Raw genomic sequence first — 14,375 nt, 5'->3', positions numbered from 1 at the left:
CGCCGGACCCTTCAACTGACAGCCCGGGGGACGTTGCGGTCGGCGCGGGCCCGCCACAGCTTCGTGCGGCGATGAATACACCGACCATGCCTCGCAACACCCGCACGGACCTTCCGGCCGCCGAGATCCCTCCTGCCTCGCTGGAGGGCTGGTACGTCCTCCATCAGTCGCTGAGCGTGGACTGGCCGGCGCTCAAGGCCGCCGATCCCGCGGACGCGCGCGGAGCCGTGGCGAGCTTCGTCACGCTCGCGGAAAGGTGGGCGACCGATGCCGAGCCGGGCTGGTCGGGCGTGTACCGCGTGGCGGGCGGTGGCGTCGATTTCCTCGTCCTTCACTTCCGCGACTCGCTCGACCGGCTCATCGAGGCCGGACACGGGCTGCAGCTCTCCCCCTGGGGCGACTACGTCCTCATGCGGGAGGAGTATCTGTCCGTCGTGGAGCTGGGTCTTTACGCCCTCACCAGGGACCTCGTGGGCCGCGTCGACCCGACGGACCGCGCCGCCTGGGATGACGCCCTGGGTGAAGCGCTGGCCGCGGAGCGCGAGAAGGGGTTCGTCCGCCGTCGCCTTCAGCCACGGCAACCCGAACACATGCCTTACGTCTGCTACTACCCGATGGACAAGCGGCGAAACCCGGGACAGAACTGGTACGCGCTCACCCTGGAGGACCGAGCCGCGCTGATGGCCGCGCACGGAACGGTGGGGCGGCGCTTCGCGGGCCGTATCGCCCAGGTCATCAGCGGATCGATGGGACTGGACGATTGGGAGTGGGCGGTAACGCTGTGGGCCGCGGATCCACTCGAGTTCAAGGCCATCATCAGCGAAATGCGCTACGATGCGGCGAGCGCGGAGTATGCGGAATTCGGCCCCTTCCTCGTCGGCAAACGCCTCTCCGCCGGAGACTTCGAGGCACTGCTTCCCTCCCCGACCGCCCGATGAGCGGCGAGCAAGGCGGGTCGACAGGGGGCCGGGGCCCGGAGGCGGGGGCCGTCGCGCTCTCCTCCCGCCTCACCATACCGGAGGTCGTCGCCGTGGCGCGCGGCGGGGCCCGGGTGGAGCCCTTCGCGGGCGCGGCCCGGGAACGGGTGGAGGCGAGCCGCGCCACCGTGCTGGAGGCGCTCGCCCGGCCGGGCGAGAGGATCTACGGCATCACGACCGGCTACGGGTCGCTCGCCGGCACCCGGATCGCGCCGCGCGACGCGGCGCGGCTTTCGTGGAACCTCATCCTCAAGTGCGCGGCGGGGCTGGGGCCGCCTCTGCCCGCAGACTGGGTTCGCGGCATGCTCCTCGCGCGGGCGAACTCGCTCGCCCGGGGGGCCTCGGGTGTGCGGCCGGTGATCATCGACACGCTGATCGCCATGCTGAACCGCGGCGTGACGCCCGTCGTGCCCGGAAAGGGGTCGCTGGGCGCAAGCGGCGACCTGGCACCCCTCGCGCACATGGCGGCCGTCGCGACTTCGGGCGTCGGCGAGGATGCGGACCCCTTCAGCGGCGAGGCCTGGTTCGAGGGGTGCCGCACCGACGGAGCGACGGCGATGGCGGCGGCCGGGATCGCCCGCCCGGCCCTCGAAGCCAAGGAGGGGTTGGCGCTGACCAACGGCACCGCGATGATGGTCGCGGGGGCCGCACTGCAGCTTCACGACGCGAGGATGCTGCTGCTCCACGCGGAACTTGCGGCGGCGCTCAGCTTCGAGGGACTGCTCGCCTGTTCGGCGGCGCTGGATCCGGCGTTGCACGAGGCGAACAACCAGCCCGGCCAGGTGGCCACGGCGGCGCGGCTGCGGGCGCTGCTGGCGGGGAGCGGGCTCGTCGATTCCGATCCCGACAGGGTGCAGGACGCGTACAGCCTCCGGTGCACCCCCCAGGTCCTGGGCCCGGTCCACGACATGGTGGCCTTCCTTTCGGGGCGGGTGGAGGCGGCGCTGAACGCCGTGTCGGACAACCCGCTCGTCTTCCCGGCGGCGGGGTCGGCCCCGGGGGCCGTCGTGTCGGGCGGCAACTTCCACGGGGCGGGGCCTGCGCTGTGGCTCGACACGCTGGGCATCGCGATGGCGGATGTCGCGAGCCTCTCCGACCGGCGCGTGTTTCGCATGCTCACCCCGGAACTCTCTTGGGGACTCCCCGCCATGCTCGTGGCCGAGCCGGGGCTTCACGGCGGGTTGATGTCGCTCCAGTACACGGGGGCGGCGCTCGTCTCGGACAACAAGACGCTCGCGCACCCCGACTCCGTCGACTCGATCCCGACGAGCGCGAACCAGGAGGACCACGTGAGCATGGGGGCGAACGCGGCCCGACACGGGCGCGAGATCCTCGACAACACGCGGGCGGTCCTCGCGATCGAACTGCTGAGCGCGGCGCAGGCCGTGTACCTCCGGCCGGGCGGGGATGAGCGCCTGGGGGCGGGGACGCGCGCCGTCTACGAGGCGGTGCGGCCGTGCGTCTCCCCCGTGGTTGCGGACCGTTCGCTGGCGGCCGACGTGGAACGGCTGGAGGTCGCGATCGAGGACGGGAGACTGGAGCGGGCGGCGGCCGCCGCGCTGGGCGATCTCTGGCCTCCGGCACCCCGCTGAGGCCCGAGAGCCGGCGCAGCCGGGGGTGGCTCCTCTGCGAGCCGAACGTGAGCGAGGGCCGTGACGAGACGCGCATGGCCCGTTTCGCGGAGGCGGTGGCGGCGACGGCGGGCGTCGAACTCATCCACCGCTCGGCGGATCCGGACCACCACCGGATGGTCCTCGCCTATCTGGGAGACCCGGGAGGCGTCGTCGAGGCCACGGCGGCCCTCGCGGCCGAGGTGTACGAGGCGGTCGACCTGAGGCGTCACCGGGGTGTGCACCCCCGGCTCGGTGCGCTGGACGTGGTCCCGTTCGTGCGGGGGCCGGGTTGCCCCGAGGCGGAGGCGCTCGCCGCGGCGCGGAGCTTCGGGGAGCGGGTCGCGGCGCGCGGGGTTCCGGTCTTCTTCTACGAACGCTCGGCGGCTTCCGGGGAACGGGCCTCCCTGCCCCGCATCCGGGCCGGGCAGTTCGAGGGCCTGGCCGGGAAGCTGGCCCGACCGGAATGGAGACCGGATCTGGGGCCGGCGGCGCCCCATGCCACCGCGGGAGCCGTCGTCGTGGGGGTGCGCGCGCCGCTGGTCCGCTTCAACGTCAATCTGGATACGCGGGATCCGGGTCCGGCCCGTCGCATCGCGGCGGCCATCCGGGCATCGGCAGGCGGGCTCCCCCACGTCCGGGCGCTCGGAATCTCTCTCGAACGCCGGGGCCTGACCCAGGTCTCGATCAATCTGACGCGGTATGAGGTCACGCCGATCCCGACGGTATACGATCGGATCCTCGAGGGCGCGCGGGCCGAGGGCGTTGCGACGGCAGGGTCGGAGTTCATCGGACCGGTACCGGCCGAAGCGCTGCGCGGCCTCGATCCACGGCGTCTGGACGCGGACCTGGCGCCGGATCAGATATTGGAGTTCTCGTCGACCGGAACCGGAGCATCGGAATGAAGCCAGCCGGACCCATCCACGCGCCGCGCGGGACGGCCCTCTCCTGCAAGGGCTGGCAGCAGGAAGCGGCCCTCCGGATGCTGATGAACAACCTCGACCCGGCCGTGGCCGAGCGCCCCGACGACCTCGTCGTGTACGGAGGCGCGGGCAAGGCGGCGCGCGACTGGGCGTGCTACGCGAAGATCGTCGAGACGCTGCGGCGTCTGGAGAACGACGAGACGCTCCTCGTGCAGAGCGGGAAACCGGTGGGGGTGTTCCGGACCCACGACGAAGCCCCCCGCGTCCTGATCGCGAACGCCCACCTCGTCCCTCGCTGGGGGAGCGTGGACGAGTTCCGCCGCCTCGACGCGCTGGGCCTCACGATGTACGGGCAGATGACGGCCGGGTCGTGGATCTACATCGGCACGCAGGGGATCCTGCAGGGGACGTACGAGACGTTCGCGGAGCTGGCGCGCCGGCACTTCGGCGGCTCGCTCGCCGGGCGGCTCGTCGTGAGCGCCGGGCTGGGCGGGATGGGCGGCGCGCAGCCGCTCGCCGCGACGATGAACGGGGGCGCCTTCCTCGGCGTCGAAGTTCGGGAGGACCGCATCCGCCGGCGACTCGAGACGGGCTACTGCGACCGTATGGCGACGGACCTCGACGAGGCCCTCGATCTGGTGTCGGGTGCCGCGGGCCGGGGGGAGGCGCTCTCCGTGGCCCTGCTCGGGAACATCGCCGAGGTGCTGCCGGAACTCGTGGATCGCGGGGTGGTGCCGGATGTCCTCACCGACCAGACGTCCGCGCACGACCTCCAGCTCGGGTACATCCCGGCGGGGCTCTCCGTGGAGGAGGCCGAGGCCATGAGCGCCTCGGACCCCGACGGGTACGTGAAGCGGGTACTCGATTCGATGGTCGCGCACGTGTCGGCCATGCTGGCGCTTCGGGCGGCCGGCTCGATCGCGTTCGACTACGGGAACAACCTGCGCGGACAGGTGGCGGACCTGCGCGGGATGGCGGAGGCGTTCGAAATCCCGGGGTTCGTCCCCGCCTTCATTCGGCCGCTCTTCTGCCGCGGCGCCGGCCCCTTCCGCTGGGTCGCCCTCTCCGGCGACCCCGCCGACATCGCGGCGACGGACCAAGCCGTCCTCGAGACGTTCCCCGACAAGGAAGCGCTGGGACGCTGGATTCGGCAGGCGCGCGAACGGGTGCACTTCCAGGGTCTCCCCTCCCGCATCTGCTGGCTCGAATACGGTGAACGGGCGGAGATGGGGGAACGCTTCAACTGGCTCGTGAAGACAGGCCGCGTCCAGGCGCCGATCGTGATCGGGCGGGATCACCTGGATACGGGCTCCGTCGCGTCGCCGAACCGCGAGACGGAGGGCATGCGGGACGGTTCGGACGCGATCGCGGACTGGCCGCTTCTCAACGCGATGCTCAACACGGCGTGCGGCGCGAGCTGGGTCTCGATCCATAACGGGGGCGGCGTGGGGATCGGGTATTCGACCCATGCGGGCATGGTCTGCGTCGCGGACGGCACGGCGTCGGCCGGGCGGCGGCTGGAGCGCGTCCTCACGGCCGACCCCGGGACCGGCGTGATGCGGCACGCGGACGCGGGCTACCCCGAGGCGATCGCGACGGCCCGGGAGCGCGGGGTCGACCTCCCCATGCTCGAGTAGCCCCGGACGCCCGCCCATGCCCCGGCTCGAGAACATCGGCTGCCTCGCGACCTGCGCGAACCCGTCCGGGCAGGACGACATCGGGCTCATCCGGGACGCCGCGCTCGTGTGGCAGGACGGGATCGTGCGCTGGGTGGGCTCGGCGGCCGCGCTCCCGCCGGAGTACGCAGAGGAGCCGGCGTGGGACGCCGGTGGGCGCCTCGTGATCCCCGGGCTCATCGACGCCCACACGCACCTCGCCTTCGGCGGCTGGCGGGCGGGCGAGTTCTCCGACCGCGTCCGGGGCCGAAGCTACCTTGAGATCGCGGCCGCGGGCGGCGGGATCGCCTCCACCGTGCGCGCCACCCGCGCCCTCGACGAGGAGGCGCTCCTGGAACGCGCGCGGGGGTTTCTCTCCGCGATGGTGTCGCTCGGGGTCACAACGGTGGAGGCGAAGAGCGGATACGGACTGGACCTCCAGACGGAACTGCGTCTCCTGCGAGTGTATCGGCGGCTCGACGAGACAGGACCGGCGCGCATCGTCTCGACCTGTCTCGCCGCCCACGTGGTCCCCCCGGAATGGGCCGGGGACCGGGCGGGCTACGTCGATCTGGTCGTAGACGAAATCCTCCCCGCAGTGGCGGAACGCGGGCTGGCCGATTTCGTCGACGTGTTCGTCGAGGACGCGGCCTTCTCGGCCGACGAGGCGCGTCGGATCTGCGCACGCGGACGCACGCTGGGACTGCGGCCGAAGCTCCACGTGGACCAGTTGAGCGGAGGCGGGGGAGCCGAGTTGGCTGCGGAAGTCGGGGCCGTGTCGGCGGATCACTTGGAGTGCGTCTCGGAAGCCGGGATCGCGGCGCTCGCCGAGGCCGGCGTGGTCGCCGTCACGCTGCCGCTCGCAACGCTCTACCTTGACCAGGCGCCGCCCCCGGCCCGCGCGCTCATCGACGGCGGTGTAGCGGTGGCTGTCGCCAGCGACTTCAATCCCGGCACGGCCCCCTCGTATCACCTCCCATTCGCGCTGACCCTCGCCTGCGCGCGCCAGCGGATGACCCCCTCGGAAGCGCTCAAGGGCGCGACCCGCTACGCGGCCCGAGCCATCGGCCTCGAAGGCACGGTGGGGTCGCTGGAGCCGGGAGCCGCCGCGGATTTCGCGGTCATCGACGCCCCGGACGTGGAGCACTGGCTCTATCACCTGCGGCCCAACGCGTGCACAGCCGCCGTGACCGGCGGCAGGATCCGGCACGGCCACCTCGCGGAGGCCTAGCCCGCGGCCGTCCCTGGGCGCCAGTTGCGTGCGGCGCTCGCGGTCAGGGGTCGCGACCCCGCGTGGGGCAGCCCTCGGCAGGAGAGGCCAAGTCGGCCGGGACGCGGTATCGCGCAACGTAGGGGATGTCGAGCGAGGTCCAACCTGCGGTGTAAAGGGCGTGGCCTGCCACGGCGTAGACCCACATTTCCCGCGGCAGCGACACCGAGCCCAGATATGCCAGATCACAATCGTGAACATCCCACATTTGCAGACGGGGGTCGCCATGCCGGAACGTGCGTAACCACACGCGGGTTCCGTCCCCCGAGAGGACCATGCGGTCGAAGGTCGGCCTTTGGCGGGGGATAGGAATGGGCATCCTCGGGTCCAGGTCGAACCGCTCATCGAGGTCGGCGATGGTCTTGCGGATGCTGTCACGTTCGGCGGCCGACAAATGAGGCGTCGGGAAATCGTGCGAGACGTCGCCGGCGCGATGCGCTCTTCCATCACTTACGACGAAGCGGTGGATTCGGTACTCGTTTCCGAACCCGTGCAGGATCTCGGGACCGCGGCTGTCCCATACGCCGCGCGGCCCATACGGCGCCCGAACCTGGGTGAGCCCCGGTCCGCCGAACCGGGCCGCTAGCGCGCGATACCTCACTTGAACGACGCTCGAATCCACCCACGTGGCCACGGTGTCCACGATCTCTCCCGGCAGGCGGACGAGGTTCACGTAGACAGCGTCATAGCGTCGGCTTTCGAACGGCTCCCTCCGGGCCCGCTGCTCCACCGCCAGCAGGTCGTCCCCGACCGAGGACAACTCGACGACCGATTGCCAGAGGGGGTCCGTCCAGGTGTCCCGTAACGCTCCGCTCCGGTGGAACACCGAGATCCGGACGGCCCCGCGATCGACAACGGCGAGATCCTCGCCGATCCAAGCGAGCTGATGCGGCCACACGAACTCTCCCGGCCCCTCCCCCTCCCGCCCAAAGGCGATCCTTAACCGACCCTCCCGATCGAAGACCGCGATGCGACGCGCGCGTCCGTCGAGGATGTACATGTTCCCATCGGAATCTACCTCAATGTCCTCGATCTGCTCGAATTCATGGGGATCCTCCTCTTCCAAGCCGATGGTGAGGTCCCGCGCGAGCGCAGGGAGCGGTGGCCCGAAGCGGAGCTCTCCCTCGTCCTCGCCGCCGCACGCGCCCACCAGGAGGACCAGGCCGACAACGGCATGCGCCCGCCGCCGAGGGATTCTCACCTGTTTGCCAGCCCTGCCTCCGGCGCGGGCCCGAGGGGTCGCGGGTCGCCCGCGAAGCCGACCGCGAACCGGTCCCAGCCGCCCCCCGGTCGGCGCGCGAGGAGGAGCATCTCCGCAGCGGCGTCGAGGAGGTCGACCGCGATCAACCTGCCTCCGTAGCTCTGCCGGATCGTGCGGACCGGCGTGTGGCCGACCACGTGGACGCAGGCGCCGAAGCGGTCGAGGAGGGCGTCGAGGTGCGCCCCCAGCGTGTCGGTGAGCACGAGATCCCGGTACCAGAGCACGCTCTCCGAAGCGAAGAAGAACTCGTAGCGGCGGTAGACCTGGGCGGAATCGAGCGAGGTCTCGCCCGCGAATGCCTCCAGGAACTCCGGGTCGTGCCAGCCCGTGAACAGCGGTTCCGAGATGAACGTTCCGAGCGTGTCCTGATAACTCCGGACCGAGTAGTCCAGATAGGCGGGACTCACGCCCCCGTGCGCGAGCAGCAGGTCGCCGAGCCGGACGAGTCCGGGCTTCCCGGCGAGCCAGCGGCCGAGGATGGATGTCGCCGGGTGGAAGAGCTTCTGGTAGGACATGTCGTGCCGCTCGGCGATCCCCGCCTCCTTGGGCGACACGTAGCGGAGGTCCCCGGACATGACCATCGCCTCGTGGTTGCCGAGCAGCGTGAGGACGCGCCCCCCCGCGGCCGCGGCCTCCCGTTCCAGCCCGTACACGAACCAGAGGAGGCGGGTCACATCATCCCCCCGGTCGAACAGGTCTCCGAGCAGCGCGAGCGTGGCGCCCCCGCCCGTCCAGCGCAGTTCGGTGTCGATGAGGCCGGCGCGTGCGAGAAGTTGCAGGACGCGGTCGAACTCGCCGTGCACGTCCCCGAACACGAATACCGAGTCCGACCCGGGCAGGTCGACTCCGGGACGCGGCGGAGGCTCCAGCCGGATTTCTGTGCGGTGGAGGCGGTCCGCACCGTCCGCGCCGTACTCGATCGTGACGACCGGGGCCTCCACGCGCAGCCCTGCCTCGTGTGCGTCACCCCGCGGCGTCCGCTGCTCGTCCACCACCCTGTCGTTCACGAGCGCGCGCACGAGCCCGGGAGCCGGTTCGTCCGTGAGCCAGCGGACCTCCAGCCCGGCGGAGTCGAGCCCGACGTAGAGCCCGTATTCGCCCCCGAAGCGCCACGCGATCTGCTCCGGCTCGGCGGGCGGGGACGTGTGCCCGACCGGCGTCCCGGGGCCGCCCAGCCATCCAAGCCCCGCCGCCGCCACGGCGCATCCCACCAGCCCCGGGCGGCCGGGTCCCGAATCGTCCCGCATCACGGACATTCGAGGCCGCGCGTTCAGGGGATCAGCCCGTAACGGCCGTCATCGACCCACTCGAGCAGCCGGACGATGCGGCGATGGACGGCCCGGATCTCCGAGTCCGTGAGCCCGAGCTGGATCCGCTCCGCGTCGCGGCGGACGCCGCGGCCGGGGTCGAGGTTCTCCGTCGGCTCCACCTCCGTGAAGTTCCCCTCCCGTATCTCGAACTGGACGAGGACCCCGAGACGCGCCTGCAACTCCTCGAGCGTGACGCCGCGCAGTCGATCGATGGCCGAGACCGGGTATCGGTCGAGCCGCAGGTCGCGCCACCGTGTGCCGCGGTCGCTCTCCTCGCTCGCGAACGCCACCCCGTTGTCCACGCTGAACACGCGCGGCCAGGCGGGATCCAGCGACTGTACGAAGTTCCCCCGGTTCGAGTCGCTGTGGCGGATGATGTAGGTGAAGAGGTTGAAGTTCCCCAGCAGGCGCTCGTAGACCTCGTCTTCCGCGAGGAGGTCTCGATCCGGCAGGTCCTCGGGGAGATCGACGTTGAACAGCCAGTACTGGAGCGCGACGAGCGTCATCCGCCAGTCGCCGAACGTCGGCTCCGGGGGCACGGTCGAATCGCCCGCGCGGGCGACCGTGGCCCGGACGACGTCGAGCGGAAACGCCCGGATCGCGGTCGGGGGGACGACCCACTCGCGCTCATCGAGGAAGAGGTCCTGGACCGCGTAGGCCGCCAGTTCGTAGCGCGGCCGGTTGTTGAACTCGTCCGCGCCCTCGCCGGCGGGGGCGTATTTGATCTGGAGCACGCGGTCCCCGGACTGCAGCGTGACCCGGTAGGTGCGCTCGCCCGGGAGGCCGCGGGACGGCTGGACGTCGATGACCTCGATCTCACCCTCGCGCAGGATGCTGTGGATCTCCGCGACGGGGAGGAGGAAGTTCGCGTCCTGGGCCGCGACGGCGGCCGGCACGCCCGCGACGACGACCGCGACGCGCAGGAGATCACGGAGTCGCATCCGGGGCCTCCTTCCGTTCGCGATCCCGCGGCGGCCGAAGCGGCAGGTACACGTCGAACGTCGTCCCCCGCCCCGGCTCGCTCTCGACCGAGATCTCGCCCCGGTGCTGGTGGACGATCTGGAGTGCGATCGCCAGTCCCAGACCCATCCCGATGCGTTCGCCCTTGGTGGTGAAGCCGGGTTCGAAGATCTCCCCGATGTCCTCGGGCGAGATGCCGCGGCCCGTGTCCGCCACGCGGACATGCACGCGATCTCCCTCCGCCCGCGTCCGGACCGTCAGCGAACCGCCGTCGGGCATCGCCTGGGCGGCGTTGTGTATGAGGTTCATGAAGATCTGGTTGACCCGATTCGGGTGGCAGACGACCGGCGGGAGATCGCCAAAATCCCGCACGACGTCGATCTCCTTCAGGGCGTGCCCCAGCAGGACCAGCGTGCCCTCCAGCCCCTCGTGCAGGTCCACCGGCCGGGCCTCGGAGGTCCTGGGGCGTCCGAAGTTCCGCAGGTTATGGACCAGCGTCACCATGCGTTCCACCGCGATGCGGTTCGTCCGCAGCACCGACTCGGTGGCCCGCACGACCCTTCGCACCTCGTCGAGCTCGTCCGTGGTCACGACCTCGTCTTCGAGGATCACCCCCAGCTTGAGCAGCGCACGCTCAATCACATGGTGGTTGCTGTTGAGCGCCCCCAGCGGCGTATTGAGTTCGTGCGCGATCCCGGCGACGAGGGTGCCGAGCGTGGCGAGCCTCGCCTGCGTGATCTCCCTGGCCGTAGCCTCGGCTGCGGACCCCGTCACAGGAACGCGTGGATCCAGCGTTCGCGGAATCCCGCCAGCTCTTCGTGCGCGGCCTCCAACTCTCCCATTCGGTCGCTCAACGCCCGAAACAGAAGACTGCGTTCCACCCCGTTCCGGATGGCGAACCCGAGAGCGTCGTTGTCCCAAGGCTTCTCGATGTACTGGAAGAGGCCGGCCTCGTTGATCGCGCGGATCGCGTTTTCCTTGTCCGCGTAGCCGGTGAGGAGGATACGGGTCGCCTCCGGCCGCACCTGCCGGGCCCGGGTCAGGAACTCGACCCCGTCCAGCTCCGGCATCATCAGGTCGGCGACGATCGTGTGGACGGCCTCCTCGCGGAGCCGCTCGAGCGCAGCACGCGGAGACGTGAAGGGAAGCACGCGGTGATCCGTCTCCAGCTCCAGGAACCCCTGGATGGCCCCGACGACCATGGCTTCGTCGTCGACGACCATGACCGTGCCGGCGCCGCGGTTCAGTTCATCTCTCTTCATACGGCAATCATGCCACGGCCAGGCCGCGGACGCGACTCGCAAGCCCGCGGAGGAGGTCGAGGCCGAGTTCGGGGTGGTCGATGAGGAGGTCGCGGAAGTCCTCCCGGGTGATGCGGAGGACGCGCGTCGGCCGGGTAGCCCGCGCCTCGACGAGGCTCGGGTGCTCGTCGATCAGCGCCCAGGTGCCGAACGCCTGCCCATCCGCGATCGTCACCGAACCCTGCCCGACCCCCTCGAGCGAAACTTCGCCGCGGATGACGAGGTAGAGGGCGTCCGTCGGTTCTCCCTTGCGGATGAACACCGCCCCCTCCCGCGCCTCGACTTCCCGCGCGATGGACCCGAGGAGGGCCAGTTGCCGGCTCTTCACGCCGGCGAGCAGGTCCACGTTCTGCAGGCGGAACACCTTCTCGATCAGTTCCATCTCTTCTCCCTCGACATCCGGCTGGATGTCTGTTTCAATCTGTGCGGATACCCGGCGGGCACATATCCCGATCCAGTCGTCCTCGTCGTTCCAGAGGTCTCGCAGTGCCTCCCGCGGCGCCGCCCCGGCGTCCGCCGGGGCGGCGTCCGCCAGGAAGGGCTCGAGCCGCGAGAAGACCGCGTGACCGACCGTACTCTCGATCCATTCCAGGGCGTTGGCCCGCCGCCGTGGATCGTCGCTGTCGAGCGCCAGATAGCTGCGACGCATGGGCCGTTCGGGATACACGAGCCCCAGCCAGCGGAACACGCCGGCCCGCCGGTCGCGACGAGCTTCCTCGAGTGCCCGCAGGAGGAGGGTGCGCGGGGTCGAGGCGTCCACTTCGCGTAGCGTCGCCGAGGCGCGTGCGTAGCGCGCGGAAGTCCGAAGCTCGCGATCCACCGCCTCGAGTACCCGGTCCTCGGGAAACGACAGGTGGTCGTGTGTCCTGCGGAGGCGGTGCAGCGCGACGAGGGCCTGGTCATCGAGCGCCTGTTCCGTCTCCGGCAGTAGGTAGGACGTGATGAGCGCGTCCACGGTCGCGGGCGTCGCGATCTCGCCCAGCACGCTCGCTACCCCGCGCCGCACCCACGGGTCGGCGGTCGGGTCGGCCAGGGCCCGCAGGAGCGGCGCAACGATCTCTTCGCCTCGCAGCGCGAGCCCGTGGCGCGCGGCGGCGCGGGTCCGGGCGTGGGCCAGAGCGGCGATGGCGACCTGAACGAGGCTCGGCTGCGGGAGCCGCGCGGCGCTGCGGACCGCGGCTGCCGCGACCTCGTCGTCCGCGTGGGCCGCAAGCTCCCGCACGACCTCGTCCACGGCCGGGTGGTGCGGCACGAGTCCCGCCGCCGAGGCCAGCTCGAACGCCCCCTCGAGGTCGAGCGCGCCCCCGGCCCGCCGTTGGAGGAGCTTCTCGAACTTCGGCGTGGCGATGCGCTCGGCCCGGGGGGAGCCGAAATCGTGCGAGAGACACGCGAGCGCGGCGGTCCGGGTCGCGCCCGACTCCGCGTCGAGGAGGGGCAGCAGGATGTCCCGGGGGGCGGGTCCCGCCCTGAAGGCGAGCACCCGAACCGCGGCCTCCCGGACGCGTGCGCTCTCGTCCGTGAGGCGCGCGCGGATCGCGGCTTCGTCCTCGAGAGAGGGGGCTCGCCGCAGCGCCCCGAGCGCTCGGGCCCGCAGGTCGGGGCTCTCGTGTTCGAGGAGCCGGTACAGTTCGGGGGAGAGCGCCGCGACATCCTCGGGCGTGGAACCGTTCAGCAGGTCGAAGGCGAAGGCCACCTTGAGCGGCCGCTCATCCCGCAGCGCCTCGCGGGCGAGGTCCAGCGCCCCCACGTCGGCCATCGAGACGAACGTCCCCCGCAGGCTCGCGAACCGGCCCTCGAACGATCGGGCGAGGCTGGTCACGTATTCCCGCCGGACCTTCAGGAACGCGATGAGGAGCGCGACCGCGAAACCCAGTCCGAGGACTCCGATGAGGAGGAGACGGCCGGTGAGCGAGACCGAGGCGAGCGCGAGCGACGGGATGGCGATGAGGGCGCCGGAGAGTGCCTTCCCGAGCCCCTTCTCGATCGCCACATCGATGTAGGACTTGGCCTTGAACTTGATGTCCTCCGGGACGGGGACATAGAGGATCTCGCGCCCGGTCCGTTCCGCGGAATATCGGAACACCTTCTCCATCGTGCGCGCCCCCGTCGCCACGGCGAGGGCCCCGACGGAGAGCCATACGGCCGCCGCGAGGGCGCCGGTCGCGAACATCACGGCGACCGGGAAGATGATGACCGCCACCGCCGCCCCCCAGCGCCGCAGGATCGGCCGCAAGGCGAGGAGGACGAGGATCGGCATCCACTGCGTGAGGGCGTCGACGAGACCCAGGAAGCCGGCGATGGCGCCTACGTCGGTGAAGACCTCCCGGGTGAGCGTGTTGTACTGGTAGTCGATGAACTGCTTGACCACGATCGTCAGGAGAACGGTCGCCGCGATGAGCCGCACTTGAGGGTTCGCGGCCATGCGGCGGAGTTCACCGCTCTCCAACTCGGGGTCGTCCCGCCGCGCCGGCGCCGGCGGTGCCTCCGGCGCTTCGCGAGCCCATACGGCCGCGATCCCGAACGCGAGGATGAGGAGCGCGACGCCGGCGACCAGGAGCAGGTTCTCCGAGCCGCCACCCCCGGGCCACAGGACATGCGTGAAGGCGCCCAGCGTCGCCCCGCCCGAGCCCGCCGCGATGACCACGGGATAGGCGCGCTTGGCGTCGCGCGCGTTGTAGAAGATCTGCGTGGCAATGTAGAACTGCGTGACGAGCGAAGCCGCCAGCAGGTCGTACCATCCGTAGAAGACGAGCCCGAACCACGCGGTGTCGGGCTGGTAGAGCAACCGGAAGACAACCATGCTCGCGGCGAAGAAGGCCGCGGTGGCCGGGATGAGCCGGCGCCACGACATCCGGTCCGACAGGTAGTTGTAAATCGGGGCGACGACGATGACGGCCGCACTCACGAAGTAGACCTGGTAGAAATCGCCCACTGCGAGCCCGGAGAGGGCGAAGGCGCTCCGCAGGGGCCGCAGGATCCCGATGACGAACAGGACGAGGGCCGCCAGGCCCATCATCGCCAGCAGCTTCCCCGTCTCCGGCCGCCGTTCGAAGGCCCCTCGGAACTTCATGTCTTCTCCTTCACGGCCGCGGGGTGGCTTCGACCTCC

Annotated in this window: 12 protein-coding genes (1 of these 12 cut by a window edge); 6 read left to right on the top strand and 6 right to left on the bottom strand. The window is 70.9% G+C overall.

Features of this window, described 5'->3' with window-relative positions; genetic code table 11:
* From ACOOHF_RS14405 to hutI, 6 genes are all read left to right on the top strand, one after another.
* A protein-coding gene (locus ACOOHF_RS14405; RefSeq protein WP_420462196.1) for a TM2 domain-containing protein crosses the window boundary here: on the top strand, positions 1-19 show its final stretch. Its footprint begins 593 nt before the window's first position; 19 of the gene's 612 nt are visible here — the last part of the coding sequence; the start codon falls outside the window, past its left edge; the stop codon is at positions 17-19.
* A 67-nt stretch (positions 20-86) separates the two neighbouring features.
* The gene (locus tag ACOOHF_RS14400) at positions 87-938 is read left to right on the top strand and encodes a chlorite dismutase family protein (RefSeq protein ID WP_420462195.1); all 852 of its coding nucleotides are present in this window, start codon (positions 87-89) and stop codon (positions 936-938) included.
* Positions 935-2,569: a histidine ammonia-lyase gene (gene hutH, locus ACOOHF_RS14395; protein WP_420462194.1), complete on the top strand. Its 1,635-nt coding sequence runs from the start codon at positions 935-937 to the stop codon at positions 2,567-2,569. Before ACOOHF_RS14400 ends, hutH begins: the two co-directional genes overlap by 4 nt.
* A 47-nt stretch (positions 2,570-2,616) precedes the next feature.
* Positions 2,617-3,492: a glutamate formimidoyltransferase gene (gene ftcD / locus ACOOHF_RS14390; RefSeq protein ID WP_420462193.1), complete on the top strand. Its 876-nt coding sequence runs from the start codon at positions 2,617-2,619 to the stop codon at positions 3,490-3,492.
* Entirely contained in the window at positions 3,489-5,147 is a 1,659-nt protein-coding gene (gene hutU / locus ACOOHF_RS14385) for a urocanate hydratase (protein ID WP_420462192.1), read from the top strand. Before ftcD ends, hutU begins: the two co-directional genes overlap by 4 nt.
* 16 nt (positions 5,148-5,163) lie before the next feature.
* On the top strand, positions 5,164-6,396 hold the full coding sequence (gene hutI / locus ACOOHF_RS14380; RefSeq protein WP_420462191.1) for an imidazolonepropionase: 1,233 nt from the start codon (positions 5,164-5,166) through the stop codon (positions 6,394-6,396).
* 43 nt (positions 6,397-6,439) lie between these two features.
* Here hutI and ACOOHF_RS14375 read toward each other — a convergent pair whose 3' ends face one another.
* The 6 genes from ACOOHF_RS14375 to ACOOHF_RS14350 are packed head-to-tail and all read right to left on the bottom strand — an operon-like array spanning position 6,440 to position 14,337.
* Positions 6,440-7,636 (bottom strand): 6-bladed beta-propeller, encoded by a 1,197-nt coding sequence (locus ACOOHF_RS14375; RefSeq protein ID WP_420462190.1) that lies wholly within the window; start codon positions 7,634-7,636, stop codon positions 6,440-6,442.
* Positions 7,633-8,943: a metallophosphoesterase gene (locus ACOOHF_RS14370; RefSeq protein WP_420462189.1), complete on the bottom strand. Its 1,311-nt coding sequence runs from the start codon at positions 8,941-8,943 to the stop codon at positions 7,633-7,635. Before ACOOHF_RS14370 ends, ACOOHF_RS14375 begins: the two co-directional genes overlap by 4 nt.
* A 23-nt stretch (positions 8,944-8,966) precedes the next feature.
* A complete protein-coding gene (locus ACOOHF_RS14365) occupies positions 8,967-9,947 on the bottom strand; it encodes a hypothetical protein (protein WP_420462188.1) in 981 nt (326 codons plus the stop codon).
* Positions 9,934-10,740 (bottom strand): sensor histidine kinase, encoded by an 807-nt coding sequence (locus ACOOHF_RS14360; RefSeq protein WP_420462187.1) that lies wholly within the window; start codon positions 10,738-10,740, stop codon positions 9,934-9,936. The genes ACOOHF_RS14365 and ACOOHF_RS14360 overlap by 14 nt, the downstream gene beginning before the upstream one ends.
* Positions 10,737-11,228, bottom strand: a complete 492-nt coding sequence (locus ACOOHF_RS14355; protein WP_420462186.1) for a response regulator — start codon at positions 11,226-11,228, stop codon at positions 10,737-10,739. The genes ACOOHF_RS14360 and ACOOHF_RS14355 overlap by 4 nt, the downstream gene beginning before the upstream one ends.
* 7 nt (positions 11,229-11,235) lie before the next feature.
* Positions 11,236-14,337 carry an Npt1/Npt2 family nucleotide transporter gene (locus ACOOHF_RS14350; protein ID WP_420462185.1) on the bottom strand — a complete coding sequence of 1,034 codons (3,102 nt, stop codon included), beginning with the start codon at positions 14,335-14,337 and terminating at the stop codon, positions 11,236-11,238.
* Positions 14,338-14,375: the final 38 nt, after the last annotated feature.

Origin of the sequence: Candidatus Palauibacter sp., from assembly GCF_965216145.1 — a bacterium.
Lineage (GTDB): Bacteria > Gemmatimonadota > Gemmatimonadetes > Palauibacterales > Palauibacteraceae > Palauibacter.
The sequence above is the reverse complement of the archived record's forward strand: the minus strand, read 5'-3'. Positions and strand labels throughout refer to the sequence as shown.

Coding starts and splice junctions, on each gene's coding strand:
- ACOOHF_RS14400 (WP_420462195.1), top strand. CDS start 87: ATGCCTCGCAACACCCGCACGGACCTTCCGGCCGCCGAGATCCCTCCT.
- hutH (WP_420462194.1), top strand. CDS start 935: ATGAGCGGCGAGCAAGGCGGGTCGACAGGGGGCCGGGGCCCGGAGGCG.
- hutU (WP_420462192.1), top strand. CDS start 3,489: ATGAAGCCAGCCGGACCCATCCACGCGCCGCGCGGGACGGCCCTCTCC.
- hutI (WP_420462191.1), top strand. CDS start 5,164: ATGCCCCGGCTCGAGAACATCGGCTGCCTCGCGACCTGCGCGAACCCG.
- ACOOHF_RS14370 (WP_420462189.1), bottom strand. CDS start 8,943: ATGCGGGACGATTCGGGACCCGGCCGCCCGGGGCTGGTGGGATGCGCC.
- ACOOHF_RS14365 (WP_420462188.1), bottom strand. CDS start 9,947: ATGCGACTCCGTGATCTCCTGCGCGTCGCGGTCGTCGTCGCGGGCGTG.
- ACOOHF_RS14355 (WP_420462186.1), bottom strand. CDS start 11,228: ATGAAGAGAGATGAACTGAACCGCGGCGCCGGCACGGTCATGGTCGTC.
- ACOOHF_RS14350 (WP_420462185.1), bottom strand. CDS start 14,337: ATGAAGTTCCGAGGGGCCTTCGAACGGCGGCCGGAGACGGGGAAGCTG.